Annotated in this window: 14 protein-coding genes and 1 riboswitch; of the genes, 5 read left to right on the forward strand and 9 right to left on the reverse strand. The window is 44.1% G+C overall.

From position 1 onward, the window contains the following. Nucleotides 1-97: 97 nt before the first annotated feature. The 9 genes from metK to dnaA all read right to left on the reverse strand — a co-directional run bounded on the left by metK (nt 98) and on the right by dnaA (nt 12228). Nucleotides 98-1288, reverse strand: coding sequence for a methionine adenosyltransferase (metK, locus tag QOX44_RS02800; RefSeq protein ID WP_283681162.1), 1191 nt, complete (start codon nt 1286-1288; stop codon nt 98-100). A gap of 71 nt (nt 1289-1359) precedes the next feature. Next, a riboswitch (SAM riboswitch) is annotated at nt 1360-1459 on the reverse strand. 65 nt (nt 1460-1524) lie between these two features. Continuing rightward, the gene (locus tag QOX44_RS02805; protein WP_283681163.1) at nt 1525-2250 is read right to left on the reverse strand and encodes a type 1 glutamine amidotransferase; all 726 of its coding nucleotides are present in this window, start codon (nt 2248-2250) and stop codon (nt 1525-1527) included. Nucleotides 2251-2291: 41 nt separating this feature from the next. Next, nucleotides 2292-3626, reverse strand: coding sequence for a Mur ligase family protein (locus tag QOX44_RS02810; protein WP_283681164.1), 1335 nt, complete (start codon nt 3624-3626; stop codon nt 2292-2294). A gap of 4 nt (nt 3627-3630) precedes the next feature. Beyond that, the gene (gene gyrA, locus QOX44_RS02815) at nt 3631-6138 is read right to left on the reverse strand and encodes a DNA gyrase subunit A (RefSeq protein WP_283681165.1); all 2508 of its coding nucleotides are present in this window, start codon (nt 6136-6138) and stop codon (nt 3631-3633) included. A 22-nt stretch (nt 6139-6160) separates the two neighbouring features. Next, nucleotides 6161-8077 carry a DNA topoisomerase (ATP-hydrolyzing) subunit B gene (gyrB, locus tag QOX44_RS02820; RefSeq protein ID WP_283681166.1) on the reverse strand — a complete coding sequence of 639 codons (1917 nt, stop codon included), beginning with the start codon at nt 8075-8077 and terminating at the stop codon, nt 6161-6163. A 15-nt stretch (nt 8078-8092) separates the two neighbouring features. Continuing rightward, complete coding sequence (gene recF, locus QOX44_RS02825) at nt 8093-9175, reverse strand: DNA replication/repair protein RecF (RefSeq protein ID WP_283681167.1); 1083 nt, start codon at nt 9173-9175, stop codon at nt 8093-8095. Nucleotides 9176-9196: 21 nt separating this feature from the next. Continuing rightward, entirely contained in the window at nt 9197-9412 is a 216-nt protein-coding gene (locus QOX44_RS02830; RefSeq protein ID WP_283681168.1) for an RNA-binding S4 domain-containing protein, read from the reverse strand. A gap of 42 nt (nt 9413-9454) precedes the next feature. Then, entirely contained in the window at nt 9455-10561 is a 1107-nt protein-coding gene (dnaN, locus tag QOX44_RS02835) for a DNA polymerase III subunit beta (RefSeq protein WP_283681169.1), read from the reverse strand. A gap of 305 nt (nt 10562-10866) precedes the next feature. After that, nucleotides 10867-12228, reverse strand: coding sequence for a chromosomal replication initiator protein DnaA (gene dnaA / locus QOX44_RS02840; RefSeq protein WP_283681170.1), 1362 nt, complete (start codon nt 12226-12228; stop codon nt 10867-10869). Nucleotides 12229-12708: 480 nt separating this feature from the next. Here dnaA and rpmH point away from each other — a divergent pair, with 480 nt between their 5' ends. From rpmH to jag, 5 genes are read left to right on the forward strand one after another with little or no spacing between them, the layout of a single operon-like run. Then, the gene (gene rpmH, locus QOX44_RS02845; protein ID WP_120393652.1) at nt 12709-12843 is read left to right on the forward strand and encodes a 50S ribosomal protein L34; all 135 of its coding nucleotides are present in this window, start codon (nt 12709-12711) and stop codon (nt 12841-12843) included. 50 nt (nt 12844-12893) lie between these two features. Next, the gene (rnpA, locus tag QOX44_RS02850; RefSeq protein ID WP_283681172.1) at nt 12894-13286 is read left to right on the forward strand and encodes a ribonuclease P protein component; all 393 of its coding nucleotides are present in this window, start codon (nt 12894-12896) and stop codon (nt 13284-13286) included. Next, nucleotides 13258-13467: a membrane protein insertion efficiency factor YidD gene (gene yidD, locus QOX44_RS02855; protein WP_283681173.1), complete on the forward strand. Its 210-nt coding sequence runs from the start codon at nt 13258-13260 to the stop codon at nt 13465-13467. The genes rnpA and yidD overlap by 29 nt, the downstream gene beginning before the upstream one ends. A gap of 15 nt (nt 13468-13482) precedes the next feature. Next, on the forward strand, nt 13483-14742 hold the full coding sequence (locus QOX44_RS02860) for a YidC/Oxa1 family membrane protein insertase (protein ID WP_283681174.1): 1260 nt from the start codon (nt 13483-13485) through the stop codon (nt 14740-14742). 16 nt (nt 14743-14758) lie between these two features. Next, nucleotides 14759-15721 carry an RNA-binding cell elongation regulator Jag/EloR gene (jag, locus tag QOX44_RS02865; protein WP_283681175.1) on the forward strand — a complete coding sequence of 321 codons (963 nt, stop codon included), beginning with the start codon at nt 14759-14761 and terminating at the stop codon, nt 15719-15721. Nucleotides 15722-15826: the final 105 nt, after the last annotated feature.

Below are 15826 nucleotides of genomic sequence, written 5' to 3' on the forward strand. Positions count from 1 at the left end.
AACTTTTTATAAAAGACAGGAAAAACCTCCGGAAACTGCATTCCTCTTTGCAGCTTCCGAAGGCTTGCCCGGATTTTCTTACTTTTATGCGTTATGATTATGCCAGATATTTTCTGAGTATATCTACCTTATCGAGTTTCTCCCACGGCAGATCCAGATCATTTCTTCCGAAATGTCCATAAGCCGCTGTCTGTTTGTAGATAGGACGGCGCAGATCAAGCATCTTGATAATGCCCGCCGGACGCAGATCAAAGTTTTCACGCACGATCTCTGTCAGCTTTTCATCTGAAAGCTTTCCAGTACCTGCTGTATCCACCATAACAGACGTCGGTCTTGCCACACCGATCGCATAGGACAACTGGATCTCACATTTATCTGCCAGACCTGCAGCTACGATATTCTTTGCCACATAGCGTGCCGCATATGCTGCAGAACGGTCAACCTTTGTGCAGTCCTTTCCTGAAAAAGCACCGCCGCCGTGTCTTGCATATCCGCCATATGTGTCTACGATGATCTTCCGTCCGGTCAGACCACTGTCTCCATGCGGTCCCCCGATCACAAAACGTCCCGTCGGATTGATAAAGAACTTTGTCTCATCATCAATCATCTCCTTTGGAAGTATCACATCAAATACATGCTTTTTGATATCCTCATGAATCTGCTCCTGCGTCACATCCGGATCATGCTGAGTAGATAAAACGACTGCATCCAGTCTTGACGGTCTGCCATTTTCATCATACTCTACCGTCACCTGTGTCTTTCCATCCGGGCGCAGATAGGAAAGTGTCCCGTCCTTTCTTACCTTCGTAAGCTGAAGAGCAAGCTTGTGAGCAAGGCTGATCGGGTATGGCATATACTCGTCTGTCTCATTTGTCGCATATCCAAACATCATACCCTGATCTCCGGCTCCGATCGCCTCGATCTCGTCATCTGTCATTTTATTTTCTTTTGCTTCAAGTGCTTTGTCTACGCCCATGGCAATATCCGTAGACTGCTCATCAATTGCCGTGATCACTCCGCAGGTATCCGCATCAAAGCCATATTTTCCTCTCGTATATCCGATCTCCCGGACGGTATCACGCACGATCTTCTGAATATCTACATAAGCCTTTGTTGTGATCTCTCCCATCACCAGTACCAGCCCCGTCGTAGTAGCTGTCTCACAGGCAACACGGCTCATCGGATCCTGTTCCATAAGCGCATCCAGGATCGCATCTGAGATCTGATCGCACATCTTATCCGGATGTCCTTCTGTTACTGATTCAGACGTAAATAATAATTTATCCATCTTCTGTTCCTTCCTTTCTTTTAACACAAAAAATCCGCCGAAAAGGCGGACTTAATCAGTTGAATCAAATCCCCTTATTGTTCGAGTTTACTCGCTCAGGTTGGCACCTTCCGATTCCGGGGTTGCCGTGGCTTCACAGATCCTTTGTATCTCCACCACTCTGAATAAGAGAAAAATATTTATTTACTTATACGCATATAACCTACCGTGTTTTTGGTTTTTTGTCAAGCACTTTTTCAGCCCCTCTGTTTGACAAACCGTTCAACGATGTATCTGTTTGCTTCCAGTTCCTGTGCGTCATCCAGCGGCTCCAGCTCTGATCTCCCATATCTGCGCTCCAGTGCGTGTCTGATCAGATAATCACAGACGTGCGGATTTTTAGGAAGCAGAGGCCCATGCAGATACGTGCCCACCACATTTTTATAGAGGACCCCTTCTACACCGTCTTTTCCATTATTTCCATGACCGAAGAGCACCTTGCCAAGCGGTTGATTTTCGCCGATATAGGTACGTCCTCCATGATTTTCAAAGCCGACGATGGGATATTCAAACGCATCGTTTTCTATGACAATATTTGAGATCAGACGCGGACTCTCCTGTTCTGTATAGAGATCTACCAGAGAAAGCCCTTCAATCCTCCCGTTTTCTGTATCATAGTAGTGTCCAAGCAGCTGAAATCCACCGCAGACCGCGATAACGACGCCGTTATCCACAACATACTCATTAAAATCCTCACGGATTGTTTTTAATTTTTCGCATACCAGCATCTGCTCTCTGTCAGAACCTCCGCCAAGCAGTACAATATCAAGATCCGAAAAATCTACCTGATCTGAAATATGGAACTCCTGAACCTGCGCTTCGATCCCACGCCACTCACAGCGTTTCTTCATGCACTGGATATTCCCTCTATCTCCATACAGATTAAGCAGATCCGGATATAAATGTCCTATCTTAATCTTCATGACAGCCTCCCGTCCATGTCCCGTCCGACTTCCCCGCGCGCCTATTTCTTCTGCATCTCTGCCAGGAGGTTCCGCGTAGAAAACAGCGCCGTATAATTAACCAGCACATACAGATTTTTGCAGCCGTCTCCAATTCTTGCCTCTATCGCGCTTTTTACATCCGCAATAAGCTCTGATTCGATATCCACATACTTCATGCGAAGTCTCATATCCTCGCACCGGATACCGCTGACGGTGACAGAGCGGATCGATGGATCTGAAAAACGGTCAAAATCCACATCCCACAGCCAGGAAATATCCGTTCCGTCCTGCGCATTATCGTTGATCACGATAATAATATCCTTTTCTTTTTCGTCCTCCATCACTGCCGAGATATTCTGGTTGAATCCGGCCGGATTCTTTGCCAGATTCAAAAGTACCTCCGTGCCGTTTATTTCAAAGTGCTCCATGCGTCCGTTCTGCGGATGAAAGCTTTGCAGCACCTGGTCAAAATTTTCCAGCTTCATTCCTGCAGTACGGGCCGCACTGTAAGCGGCAAGGATATTATAAATATTATAAAATCCGCGATAGTTTGCCGCGATATGACGTCCTTCCACATCAAACTGCAGTCCATCTGTCATATCTATGGCAGACGCCTCAAAGTCGATCGGCGGTCTTGTAAAATCACAGTTCGGGCAGTCATACTTTCCGATCTGGCTATAGTGGTAAAACTCATACTCCAGACGGGCGCCGCATTTCTTGCAGAACCGTCCCTCTCTGATCTCATGCTCACTGTGTGACTCAAACACCTGCTCCGTGATCCCGTAAGTCTTATATGGATTATGGCTCTCCATCGCCAGATATGAAGACAGTGCGTCATCTCCGTTTACTATGACTGTCATATCCGGAGCCATCTGCATCGCACGTTTTAGCATATCCATTGTTGTATCAATCTCACCGTATCGGTCGAGCTGATCGCGGAAAAGATTGGTCAGCACCATAAAATCCGGCTTAAAATGCGGAAATGTGCGAAGCGTAGAAGCCTCGTCTATCTCAATGCACGCATAATCTGCATCCAGCTTCCCGTTATTTTTTGCCGCCAGCACGAAGGCAGCCGCCACGCCTGCGAGCATATTAGAGCCTGTATGATTGCACACCAGCTTCTTCCCTTCTGACTCGACAGCCGCACAGAGCAGATTATTTGTAGTTGTCTTTCCATTCGTGCCACAGACAACAAAAATCTTTTCGCGTACCTGAGAAGCCAGATCCCCAAGGATCTTCGGATCTATCTTCAGTGCGATCTTTCCGGCAAACGTAACTCCCTGCCTGCCGGAAAGCTTACACCCGGTACTGACAAGCTTTGCCGCCCATATGGCGATTAACCTTCGTACTCTCATCCAGTTATTCTTCTTTCTTCAGCTCTTCTTCCAGTTCCTTTAACGTATCTTCTTCTGTCTTTGCCGCAGGTTCACGGACCTTGGCAATGCTTGCTACCTTTACCTCAGTATCTGTGTTGATGTTCATAAGCTTCACGCCGCTTGTCACTCTTCCGAGAACAGAGATATCCTCGCAGGACATCTGAATGATGATCCCCTCAGTATTGATCATCATGACCTCATTATCCCGGCTGACAGCCTTCACACCGACAACATTTCCTGTCTTCTCCATGATCTTGTAGCATTTCACACCTTTTCCGCCGCGGTTCTGCGCAGTAAACTCCTCAATAGAGGTGAGCTTGCCCATACCATTTTCTGATACGATCAGCAGGTATTCTCCCTGCGTATCGAGCTGCATGCCTACCACCTCATCGCCGTCAGACAGATTCATACCGATGACACCCATGGATACTCTTCCTGTACTTCTTACATCCCGTTCACTGAACCGGATGCACTGACCGTACTTCGTCACGAGGAAAATGTCTTTCTTATTATTTGTGAATTTGACCTCGATTAACTCATCCTCTTCCCGGAGATTGATGGCAGCCAGACCAGTTTTTCTCACATTTGCAAAATCAGTGATCGGCGTCTTTTTCACAATACCGTTTTTCGTTGCCATGAACATAAAACGGCCCTCTTTATATTCTTTGATCGGGATAAGCGCTGTGATCTTCTCATCCGGCATCAGCTGGAGTAGATTGATAATCGCAGTACCGCGCGCCATTCTTCCTGCTTCCGGTATCTCATACGCTTTGAGCCGGTACACTCTTCCCTTATTTGTGAAGAACATCAGGAAGTGATGTGTCGTTGTCATCAGAAGCTCTTCTATGTAGTCGTCATCAATCGTCTGCATTCCTTTAATTCCCTTGCCGCCACGATTCTGACTCTTAAAATTATCGGGTGTCATACGCTTAATATACCCAAGCTTCGTCATTGTGATGACCGCATTTTCGTCCGGGATCATATCCTCCATCGAAATATCAAACGCATCAAATCCTATCGAGGTTCTTCTTTCGTCGCCGTACTTATCCATGATCACTGTGATCTCTTTTTTGATCACACCAAGAAGAAGGGCTTCATCTGCAAGGATCGCCTTGTACTCCTCGATCTTTTTCATCAGCTCTTTATATTCCGTCTCGAGCTTTTCCCGTTCCAGACCGGTCAGCGCACGCAGCCTCATGTCCACGATCGCCTGCGCCTGTGCCTCTGTCAGCCCGAAGCGCTCCATCAGCCCCGTCTTTGCGATCTGCGTATTCTGTGATCCGCGGATGATCTGGATCACCTCGTCAATATTATCAAGCGCGATCAGCAGACCCTGTAAAATATGTGCCCGCTCTTCTGCTTTATTCAGCTCATATCTTGTTCTTCTGGTAACGACATCCTCCTGATGGCGGATATAATGCAGCAGCATTTCATGGATATTCATTACCTTTGGCTGATTGTTTACCAGTGCAAGCATATTTACACCAAACGTATCCTGAAGCTGCGTATGCTTATAAAGCTGGTTCAGGATCACATTTGCATTTGCATCTCTTCGAAGCTCAATATTGATGCGCATTCCCTCGCGGTTTGACTCATCTGTGATCGCAGTGATCCCGTCAACCCGCTTATCACGCACCAGCTCCGCTATCTTCTCGATCAGACGCGCCTTGTTTACCATGTAGGGAAGCTCTGTCACAATAATCCTGCTCTTCCCATTTTGCATTGTCTCGATATTCGTGATCGCGCGCACGCGGACCTTGCCTCTTCCTGTCCGGTATGCCTCCTCGATCCCACGCGTACCCAGGATCTGTGCCCCGGTCGGGAAATCCGGTCCTTTTATGATCTCCATGATCTCTTCGATCGAGGTATCTCTTTTTTCTTCTACGCGATTGTCGATTATCTTTACTACCGCCGAGATTACTTCTCTTAAATTGTGCGGCGGAATATTCGTTGCCATACCTACCGCGATACCTGAAGTACCATTGACAAGAAGGTTTGGAAAGCGCGCCGGAAGCACGGTCGGCTCCTTCTCTGTCTCGTCAAAGTTCGGAGAAAAATCCACCGTATCTTTGTTAATATCAGCGAGCATCTCCATGGAAATTTTGCTCAGTCTTGCCTCTGTATAACGCATCGCTGCAGCGCCGTCCCCGTCAACAGAACCAAAGTTTCCATGACCATCCACGAGAGGATACCGCGTGGACCACTCCTGTGCCATATTGACAAGTGCTCCATAGATAGAGCTGTCGCCGTGCGGATGGTACTTACCCATTGTATCACCGACAATACGGGCACATTTTCTGTGAGGCTTGTCAGGACCGTTATTCAGCTCGATCATGGAATAGAGGACACGCCTTTGTACCGGCTTCAGTCCGTCCCTTACATCCGGCAGCGCACGCGCTGCGATTACACTCATGGCGTAGTCGATATACGACTCCTCCATTGTTTTTTTCAGGTCTATTTCTTTTATCTGGTCGAAAATATTATCTTCCAATGATTTTTCCTCCTGACTGTGGTTAAATGTCCAAGTTTCTTACCTTCTTCGCATTCTCCTCAATAAACTCACGTCTTGGCTCTACCTGATCTCCCATCAGAGTTGTAAACGTCACATCAATCTCTGTTGACTGATCCTCATCCATCACCACTTTTTTCAGTATCCTGCGCTCCGGATCCATCGTTGTCTCCCAGAGCTGTTCTGCATCCATCTCTCCCAGTCCCTTATAACGCTGGATCTTATTATTCTGGTCGCGCCCTACCTCATTGAGAATATTCTGAAGCTGTTCATCACTGTAGGCATACCATACTTTTTTGTTTTTCTCCAGCTTGTAAAGCGGCGGCTGTGCCAGATACACATACCCCTGCTTTATCAGCTCCGGCATAAACCGGTACAAAAATGTCAGCAGCAGCGTCGCAATATGCGCGCCATCCACGTCGGCATCTGTCATAATGATGATCTTATGATAGCGCAGCTTCGTAATATCGAAATCATCATGGATTCCCGTTCCGAACGCTGTGATCATTGCTTTTATCTCTGCATTTCCATAAATGCGGTCCAGCCTTGCCTTTTCCACGTTCAGGATTTTTCCGCGAAGCGGAAGGATCGCCTGTGTCGCACGGCTCCTTGCTGTCTTGGCAGAGCCTCCGGCAGAGTCTCCCTCCACGATATAGATTTCACATTTAGACGGATCCTTATCCGAGCAGTCGGCAAGCTTTCCCGGCAAAGACATACCGTCAAGAGCTGATTTCCTTCTGGTAAGGTCGCGCGCTTTTCTCGCAGCTTCCCTTGCGCGCTGCGACATGATCGATTTTTCTACAATGATCTTCGCTACCTGCGGATGCTGCTCCAGGAAGATCATTAACTGATCCGACACAATACCTTCGACAGCTCCCCTCGCCTCACTGTTGCCCAGCTTCTGCTTCGTCTGTCCCTCAAACTGCGGTTCCCCGATCTTCACACTGATGATCGCCGTCAGACCCTCCCGGATATCATCTCCTGAGAGGTTCTGATCACTGTCCTTAATGAGCTTATTTGCTCTCGCATAATCATTAAAGGTCTTTGTCAGCGCATTTTTAAATCCCGTCAGATGCGTACCACCCTCCGGAGTTGTGATATTATTTACAAAACTGTAGCTTCCTTCCGAGTAGGAATCATTGTGCTGCATCGCCACCTCGACGTACACACCATCCTTCTCTCCTTCAAAGAACATAATATCGTCATACAGCGCATTCTTTCCCTTGTTCAGGTATGCGACAAATTCCTTGATCCCACCCTCATAGTGGAACACCTTTTCAATCTTTTCCTCTTCTCTCTCATCTGTCAGAGCGATCTTGATGCCTTTCGTCAGAAAAGCCATCTCTCTCAGACGCTGTTTTAATGTATTAAAATCAAAAACAGTCTCCTCAAAGATCTCATCATCCGGCAGGAACGTCACTGTCGTTCCTGATGTGGAAGGATCACACGAGCCGATCACCTGAAGCTTTTCTACCACATGGCCTCTTTCATAGCGCTGACGGTATACCTTGCCCTCCCGGCAGATCGTTACTTCCAGCCATACAGACAGCGCATTTACTACAGATGCGCCCACGCCGTGCAGTCCTCCGGATACCTTATATCCTCCACCGCCGAACTTTCCTCCTGCATGAAGCACCGTAAATACAACCTCAACTGCCGGAAGTCCCGATTTATGGTTGATGCCTACCGGGATACCGCGCCCGTTATCTGTCACGGTAACGGAGTTGTCTTTATGGATCGTCACGGTGATATAATTACAAAATCCGGCCAGAGCCTCGTCAACTGCATTATCTACTATCTCATAAACCAGATGATGAAGTCCTCTTGCCGAAGTACTTCCGATGTACATTCCGGGTCTTTTTCTTACTGCCTCCAGACCTTCCAGGATCTGGATCTGATCTGCACCGTATTCTGCACTCATTGAAACCCTCCTAATCTACTTTTCATGAACCGTTCCACAAATCACCTGGAACAGTTTATTTATTTGAAAATTGTAACTGACAAAATCATCAATCCCAGTACATGTGATCATCGTCTGTATATCATGAATACTCTCAAGCAGATATTTCTGCCGGCTGGAATCCAGCTCAGAAAGTACATCATCCAGAAGAAGTACTGGCGTATCCTTCACATTTTGCTTTACAAGCTCTATTTCTGCAAGCTTCAAAGACAGGGCGGCAGTCCTTTGCTGCCCCTGTGAACCATATTTCCGTATATCTATTCCATTGATCAGAAAACACAGATCATCTCTGTGCGGACCCGCATTTGTAAGTCGCGTCCTGACATCCTTTTCTCTGTTTTTTTTCAGAGCATTTTCAAACATATCCACACACGCATTTGCCTCGTATTCCAGCACGAGTGTCTCCTTCCTCCCGGAAAGACTGCTGTGTATCTGTCTTAATATCTCATTTAGCTCAGAAACAAAAACGCTCCTCAGCCTGATAAGGTCACTTCCGTACAAAACAAGCTGCTCATCTAAAACATCAAGCATAGCCTGTGATTCATTATAAACAGAAAAATCCTTTAGAAGCCTGTTTCTCTGATTCAGCACCTTATTGTAATTTGACAGATGATACAGATATATTTTATCAAGCTGGCACATCTCCATATCAAGAAAGCGCCGCCGTTCCGAAGGCCCGTTTTTGATGATATTAAGATCCTCTGGAGAAAAAAATACAAAATTGCCAAGACCAATGAGCTCACTTGCCTTTTTTACCGGCACACCATTGATCGCAATCCCTTTCGCCTTATTCTTTTTCAAGTGCATATCAATGCGGTAGGGAATGTCTCCTTTCCGGATCCGCATACAGATATGCGACTCTTCCTCCCCAAAATGGATGATCTCCCTGTCCTTGCTCCCTTTATGAGAACGCGTAGTTCCGCATAAATATACAGATTCCAGTATATTTGTCTTTCCCTGCGCATTATCTCCGTAAAAAAGATTCGTCCCCTTATGAAAATCCAGCTCCAGCCTGTCATAATTACGAAAATGATTCAGTTTTATTGATTCGACGATCATTTTTACCCCATCTTTACGCGATTATTTTGTGATCCGGATCCGAACATCTCCGCATGAGATTTCATCTCCTTCATAGAGTTTCTTTCCTCTTTGGAATTCCGGCTGACCATTTACCAGGACATTTCCATCCTGTATCATGTATTTGGCATCCACCCCGGACTGGGCAAGCCCGGCAGCCTTTAAGGCCTGTCCGAGCTTAATATATTCCTCTCTTAACCTGATTTCAGATACTTCCATTTTTCCTCCTGCGTTATGTGACATCTTTTTTTCAAAAAAGGATCATGCATCTACAAAGTTGACCGGTAGGATCAGATAGATATAGGATTGTTCCTCGTCTCTGATAAAACATGGCGCTTTCGGATTCATGTAATAAATATCTATCATTTCATCGTCGATCACGCGAAGAGCGTCGATCAGGAATTTAGGATTAAAGCCAATCTTAATGTCCTTGCCTTCCAGACTGATGTCGATCACCTCATCCATAGAACCGATCTGAGATGAGATTTTAAGCTCCATAACACCTTCTGCGATATTGAGGATAATTGGCCGTTTGTCCCCCTCTTTTACCAGAAGCGTAGCTCTGTCAATACAGTCCAGAAATTCTTTTTTGTTGATTGTGACCTTTGTCTCATAGTCATTCGAAAGCATCTGGTTGACACGGAAATAATTTCCTTCAATCAGCCTGGATACTACCACTGTCTGATCAAACTCAAAAACGATATGGTTATCTGTAAAATAGATATCCACCATATCCTCTGTTCCGCCGGAAAGTATTTTTGATACTTCAGTCAGTGTTTTTCCTGGAACGATCACTTTTTTGTCACCGTATTCTGACTTCAGTTCTATTTTCCGGATAGAAATTCTGTGACCATCCAGTGAGACAACTCTCAGTTCATTTTCGTGAATTTCAAATAACTCACCTGTCATCATCTTGTTGCTGTCATTTGGTGCGATAGAGAAGATCGTCTGTCTGATCACTTCTTTTAATGTAAATTGAGAGACTGTGATTTTATAATCTTTTTCCACAAAAGGAAGGTAAGAGAAATCTTCTCCCTCTTTCCCCATAATGGAGAATTTTGCTTTCTCACATATGATCTGTGTATTATTTTTTTCATCTGAAGAAATAATAACATCGTTTTCAGGCAGTTTTCGGATGATCTCTGAAAAAAGCTTTGCTTCAAGAGCAACTATTCCTTTTTCCCAGATAGTTCCTTCCACAATAGTTTCGATACCAAGTTCCATATCATTAGCCGTAAATTTGATCATACCGGAAGAGGCATCAATCAAAATACATTCCAGGATCGGCATTGTTGTTTTTGAAGGAACGGCTTTCATAACGGTATTCACACCTTTTAGCAGGTCATTTTTAGTACATGTAATTTTCATGATGTGTAAGCTCCCTTCAGCCTTTAGAATAAATATTAAATAAAAAAATCCGCAGTAGCCTTATTAAAGGGTGTGGATAAGTGTAAAAATAAAAAAATCCGCGTAAAATAAGGCAAAACCGGAAATCATAACTATGTGAAATATGCGGACAAACCGTTTGGATAAACGTGAGGTTATGCACAGCAACCGGATTTTCAAAAGAAAATGTACGGTTTGTCCGAAAAAATATCAACAGTTCTCCACACGGGGTTCACAAGTTGTACAATGGATATCATGTGGATAAGTGGATAACTTTGTGGATAACTTTATGTTGGGTTGATTTTCTTTTTGAGAATCTCAATCGTATTCCTGACGGTATCAGAGGTTTTTATCTCAGACGCAATTTTTTTGGAACCGTGAAGGATGGTGGAATGATCGCGGCCTCCTAATTCGGCTCCGATCTTTTTCAGTCCTACGCTGGTCATATTGCTGCAAAGATACATTGCGATCTGTCTGGGATACACCACTTCGGTATTTCGTTTATTACTTTTTATATCATTTTCTGTAATATGGAAGTGTTCCGCTACAATGGAGACAATAAGCGCCGGTGTGATCTCCTTTTTTTCATCCGGTGAGATAATGTCTTTCAGCGCTTCCTCTGCCAGACGGACTGTGATTTCTCTGTTTTCGAGGTTACTAAGAGCAACGAGCTTATTCAAAGCTCCTTCCAGCTCACGGATATTGGATTTGATATTCATTGCGATATACTTGATGACTTCATTATCAATATCATATCCGTCATTTTCTTCCTTTTTATGGAGAATGGCCATACGTGTCTCAAAATCCGGAGAAGAGATATCGGCGATCAGACCCCATTCAAATCGAGAACGGAGCCGGGCTTCCAGTGTTTCTATGTCTTTCGGAGGTTTATCGGACGAAATAATGATCTGCTTTTTATTTCCATGCAGGTCATTAAAGGTATGGAAAAATTCTTCCTGAGTAGCTTCCTTTCCTATAATAAACTGAATATCGTCGATGAGAAGCACATCTACATTGCGGTACTTTTCACGGAACTTGGTCATTGCAGTCGTGTTTCCATTACGGATAGAATCGATCAGTTCGTTCGTAAAGGTTTCACTCGTGACGTATAATACCTTTTTTTGCGGATTTTGCTGGAGTACAAAATGCGCGATAGAATGCATCAAATGCGTTTTTCCCAGTCCGGCTCCTCCGTGAATAAACAGAGGGTTGTACATTTTTCCGGGAGATTCCGCTACGGCAAGAGCCGCTGCATGCGCAAATTTATTGTTATTTCCGACGACAAAGGTGTCAAACGTATATTTTGGATTTAAATTTGCTTTTTCTGCATTAGAACTGTTATCCAGCAGGTTTACTGCGGAAAATTTCTTCTTTTTTTCATATTTTTTTGCCTGTTCCGGAAGGATAAAGGATATATCATACTCTCTTCCCGTGAGCTCCGCGATCGCTACTTTGATAGGGAACATATATTTTTTTGTAATATAATCAATCCCCATCTGTTCAGAGGGAACAAGGATCGTAACAGTATGTTCTGATACGTCGTGGAGCTGCAGCGGCTGAAGCCATGTTTTAAATGAAATATCGGAAAGCTCGTGCTCCACTTTTACGAGATATAAAATTTCTTCCCACTTTTCTTTTAGTATGTCCATATATTTTTCTCCAAAAAACCATTTTTTCCTATACTAATATTAACGCAAAGTAAGTGATTTAGCAATCATAACTTTTTTTGGAAAAAATGATATCCACAATGTCGTCAGGTATCCACACAAAAGTATAGCACCTGATGTGGATAAATTCAATAAAAGGACGTTTTTGAGTGCAGATGTGAATAAGTGGACAAACATTATAAACATAAAAAAAATAGCGAAAAATAGGGGATTGTGGAAAACGTAAAATCAGTTTTAAACAAAATATAGAAAAGATATCCACATCTTATCCACAAAATGTGGATATCTTGTGAAAACGTGTGAATAGGAGGTTGATTCCAATGGAAATACCCGGGGAATTCACAGGGAACTTCTAAAAAAATGCAGGAATTACTTGACTTACACAGCGTTATTGCATATAATAGAAACGATGTTTTCTAAAAAATATACGTGAGTTGGAATTATAAAAGGAGGTGCCGGATTATGAAGATGACATTTCAGCCGAAGAAGAGATCCAGATCAAAGGTTCATGGTTTCAGAGCAAGAATGAGCACGGCAGGCGGAAGAAAAGTTTTAGCTGCCAGAAGAGCAAAAGGAAGAAAAGTATTGTCAGCATAGGCCGCAGTTATGTGGCCTTTTCTTCTATCATAAAAAGCAGGGAAGAAAATATGATATTCTCAGAATCCTTAAAGAAGTACGGCGATTTTCAGCGTGTTTACAGAAAAGGAAAATCATACGCAAACAAATATCTGATCATGTATATTTTAGAGCAGGACATGCAGAAGAACCGTATTGGTATTTCAGTCAGTAAAAAAGTAGGAAACAGCGTTGTAAGGCACAGGATTACACGACTGATCCGGGAAAGTTATCGATTGAATGAAGGTAAATTTGTTGATGGTCTTGATATAGTAGTGATCGCAAGACCCGGCGCTAAAGAAAAAAGTTTCTTTGATATCGAGAGCGCACTGCTTCATCTTGCCAGGCTTCATGGAATTATGAAACCGGCAGAACAGAAAGAAGTGGAAAACCAAAATGAAAAAAGTAATGATCTATCTGATTAAATTCTATCAGAAATACCTTTCGCCGATGAAAAGAACAAGATGTCCGTACATTCCGACATGTTCTCAGTATGGTCTGGAAGCAATCGAAAAATACGGAGCCATAAAAGGAGGTATTCTTGCCTTGTGGAGAATACTTCGCTGTAATCCTTTTTCAAAAGGCGGATACGACCCCGTTCCATGAGGAGGAAAATAAGAAATGTTATTAACAAAGAGCACGACATTCATTATCGGACCGATAGCGAGTATATTGGGATATATAATGAATGCAATATTCTGGCTTCAGGAACAGATCGGTATTGCAAATATCGGTCTTTGTATTATCCTTTTTACAATTGTGATTTATGTGATCCTGACGCCGCTTACCATTCAGCAGCAGAAATTTTCCAGGCTTTCATCCCGTATGAATCCGGAACTTCAGGCAATTCAGAAAAAGTATAAGGGTAAGAACCAGGATCAGGCAGCCATGATGAAGATGAATGAAGAGACACAGGCTGTCTATGCAAAGTATGGCGTAAATCCAATGGGAAGCTGTGTACAGCTTTTGATCCAGATGCCGATTCTGTTTGCATTGTATCGTGTGATCTGGAATATTCCGGCATACGTAACATCAGTAAAGGATGCATTTATGCCTCTGGCTCAGAAACTGATGGATTTATCCGGTGCTGAGAAGTTCATGACAGAGATTGCAAAGTCAACTGGCGTGGCGTTTAAAGAAATGACAGAGAATACACTGATCGATGTTCTCTATAAATTTAAGCCAGACAACTGGGCAGCACTTGCTGACAAATTTCCGGATATATCGGATATTGTCATGGATACACAGAAAACAGTGGACCATATGAATTACTTCCTTGGTCTGAATATTGCAGATGCTCCGCTTCAGATATTTATGCGGGCGATTTCTGCCGGGGCGATCCTGCTGGCTATAGGAGCTGCTCTTATTCCGATCCTTTCTGCAGTATCCCAGTGGATGAACACAAAGCTGATGACAGTGTCTACGAATACGCAGGCTCCTCAGAAAAAAGAGCAGAATTCGATGGACAGCACGATGAAGATGATGAATAACGTTATGCCGATCATGTCTGCAGTATTCTGTCTGACTCTCCCGGTTGGTATGGGTATTTACTGGATCGCCGGTGCCGTTATCCGCTGTATCCAGCAGCTGATCATCAATAAAAAGATGGACAGTATGGATCTGGATGAGCTGGTAAAGCAGAATCTTGAAAAGATCAACAAAAAGCGTGCAAAACAGGGTCTTCCGCCTCAGAAGATCACAAATACAGCAAAGATCAATACAAAGCATATTGAGCGTCCGGAGATTTCGGCGGAGGAAAAGCAGGAAAAGATAAAGAAGTCTACGGATTATTATAAGAATACATCAACAGCAAAACCGGGCAGCCTTGCATCAAAGGCACAGATGGTAAAGCAGTATAATGAGAGAAATGCCAGGAAGTAGTAGGGGGGGATCAGTTATGGATTTTATCAGAGTAACTGCCAAAACAGTAGAAGATGCCATCACAGAGGCGTCGATCCAGCTTGGGACAAGCAGTGATAATATCGAGTATACAGTGATCGAAAAAGGTTCTTCAGGATTTTTCGGGATTGGCGGTAAGAAAGCTGTCATCGAGGCAAAGAAGAAATTCACAGATGAAGACCTTATGCAGGAAGTATTCGGCAAAGAAAAGAAGGAGCCGAAAAAGGAAGTAAAAAAAGAGGCCAAAAAAGAGCCGAAAAAAGAGCGCAAAGAAGAGCGGGACTTCCACAGGGAGTCGAAAAGAGAATATCGCAAAGAGGCTCACAGAGAAGAGAAAAAGCAGGAAAAGAGACCGGAGCCGACACAGCCGGAAAAGGAAATCAGACCTGAAGTAAAACAGGAAATAAAGGAACAGGCTGCGCAGCCGGTCAGAGAAGAAAAGAAACCGGCGGCAGAAAAGCCTGTAAAAGAGGCGGCTGCCAGAACGCCAAGAATCCCGGCAGATCCGGAAGAGGCGATCAGAAGAGCGGAAACCTTCTTAAAAGACGTATTTAAGACGATGGAGATGAATGTCGAGGTTAGCTGCGTTTTTGAAGAGGACACCTTGTCTGTGGATCTTTCCGGTGGAGATATGGGGATCCTGATCGGCAAGCGCGGACAGACGCTGGATTCTTTACAGTATCTTACCTCTCTTGTAGTAAATAAAGGAAAGGCTTCCTATGTACGGGTAAAGCTTGATACAGAAAATTATCGGGAAAGAAGAAAGGCAACGCTTGAAAACCTGGCAAGAAACATAGCATTTAAGGTAAAGAAAACGAGACGTCCTGTTTTCCTTGAGCCGATGAATCCGTATGAGAGAAGAATCATCCATTCAGCGCTTCAAAACGATCCTTATGTGACAACACACAGTGAGGGCGATGAGCCGTGCAGAAAGGTAGTAGTCACACTTCGTAGAAAATAAAAAATTCTGTAACTGAAAAGATGGTCAGTCAGTAATGAAAAAGGCTATTGTAAAATGTAGTGAGTGATTCCTGTTTTACAATGGTCTTTTTTTGTAGTATAGTAA

The sequence above is a fragment of the Parablautia sp. Marseille-Q6255 genome, from assembly GCF_951230155.1.
Lineage (GTDB): Bacteria > Bacillota > Clostridia > Lachnospirales > Lachnospiraceae > Choladousia.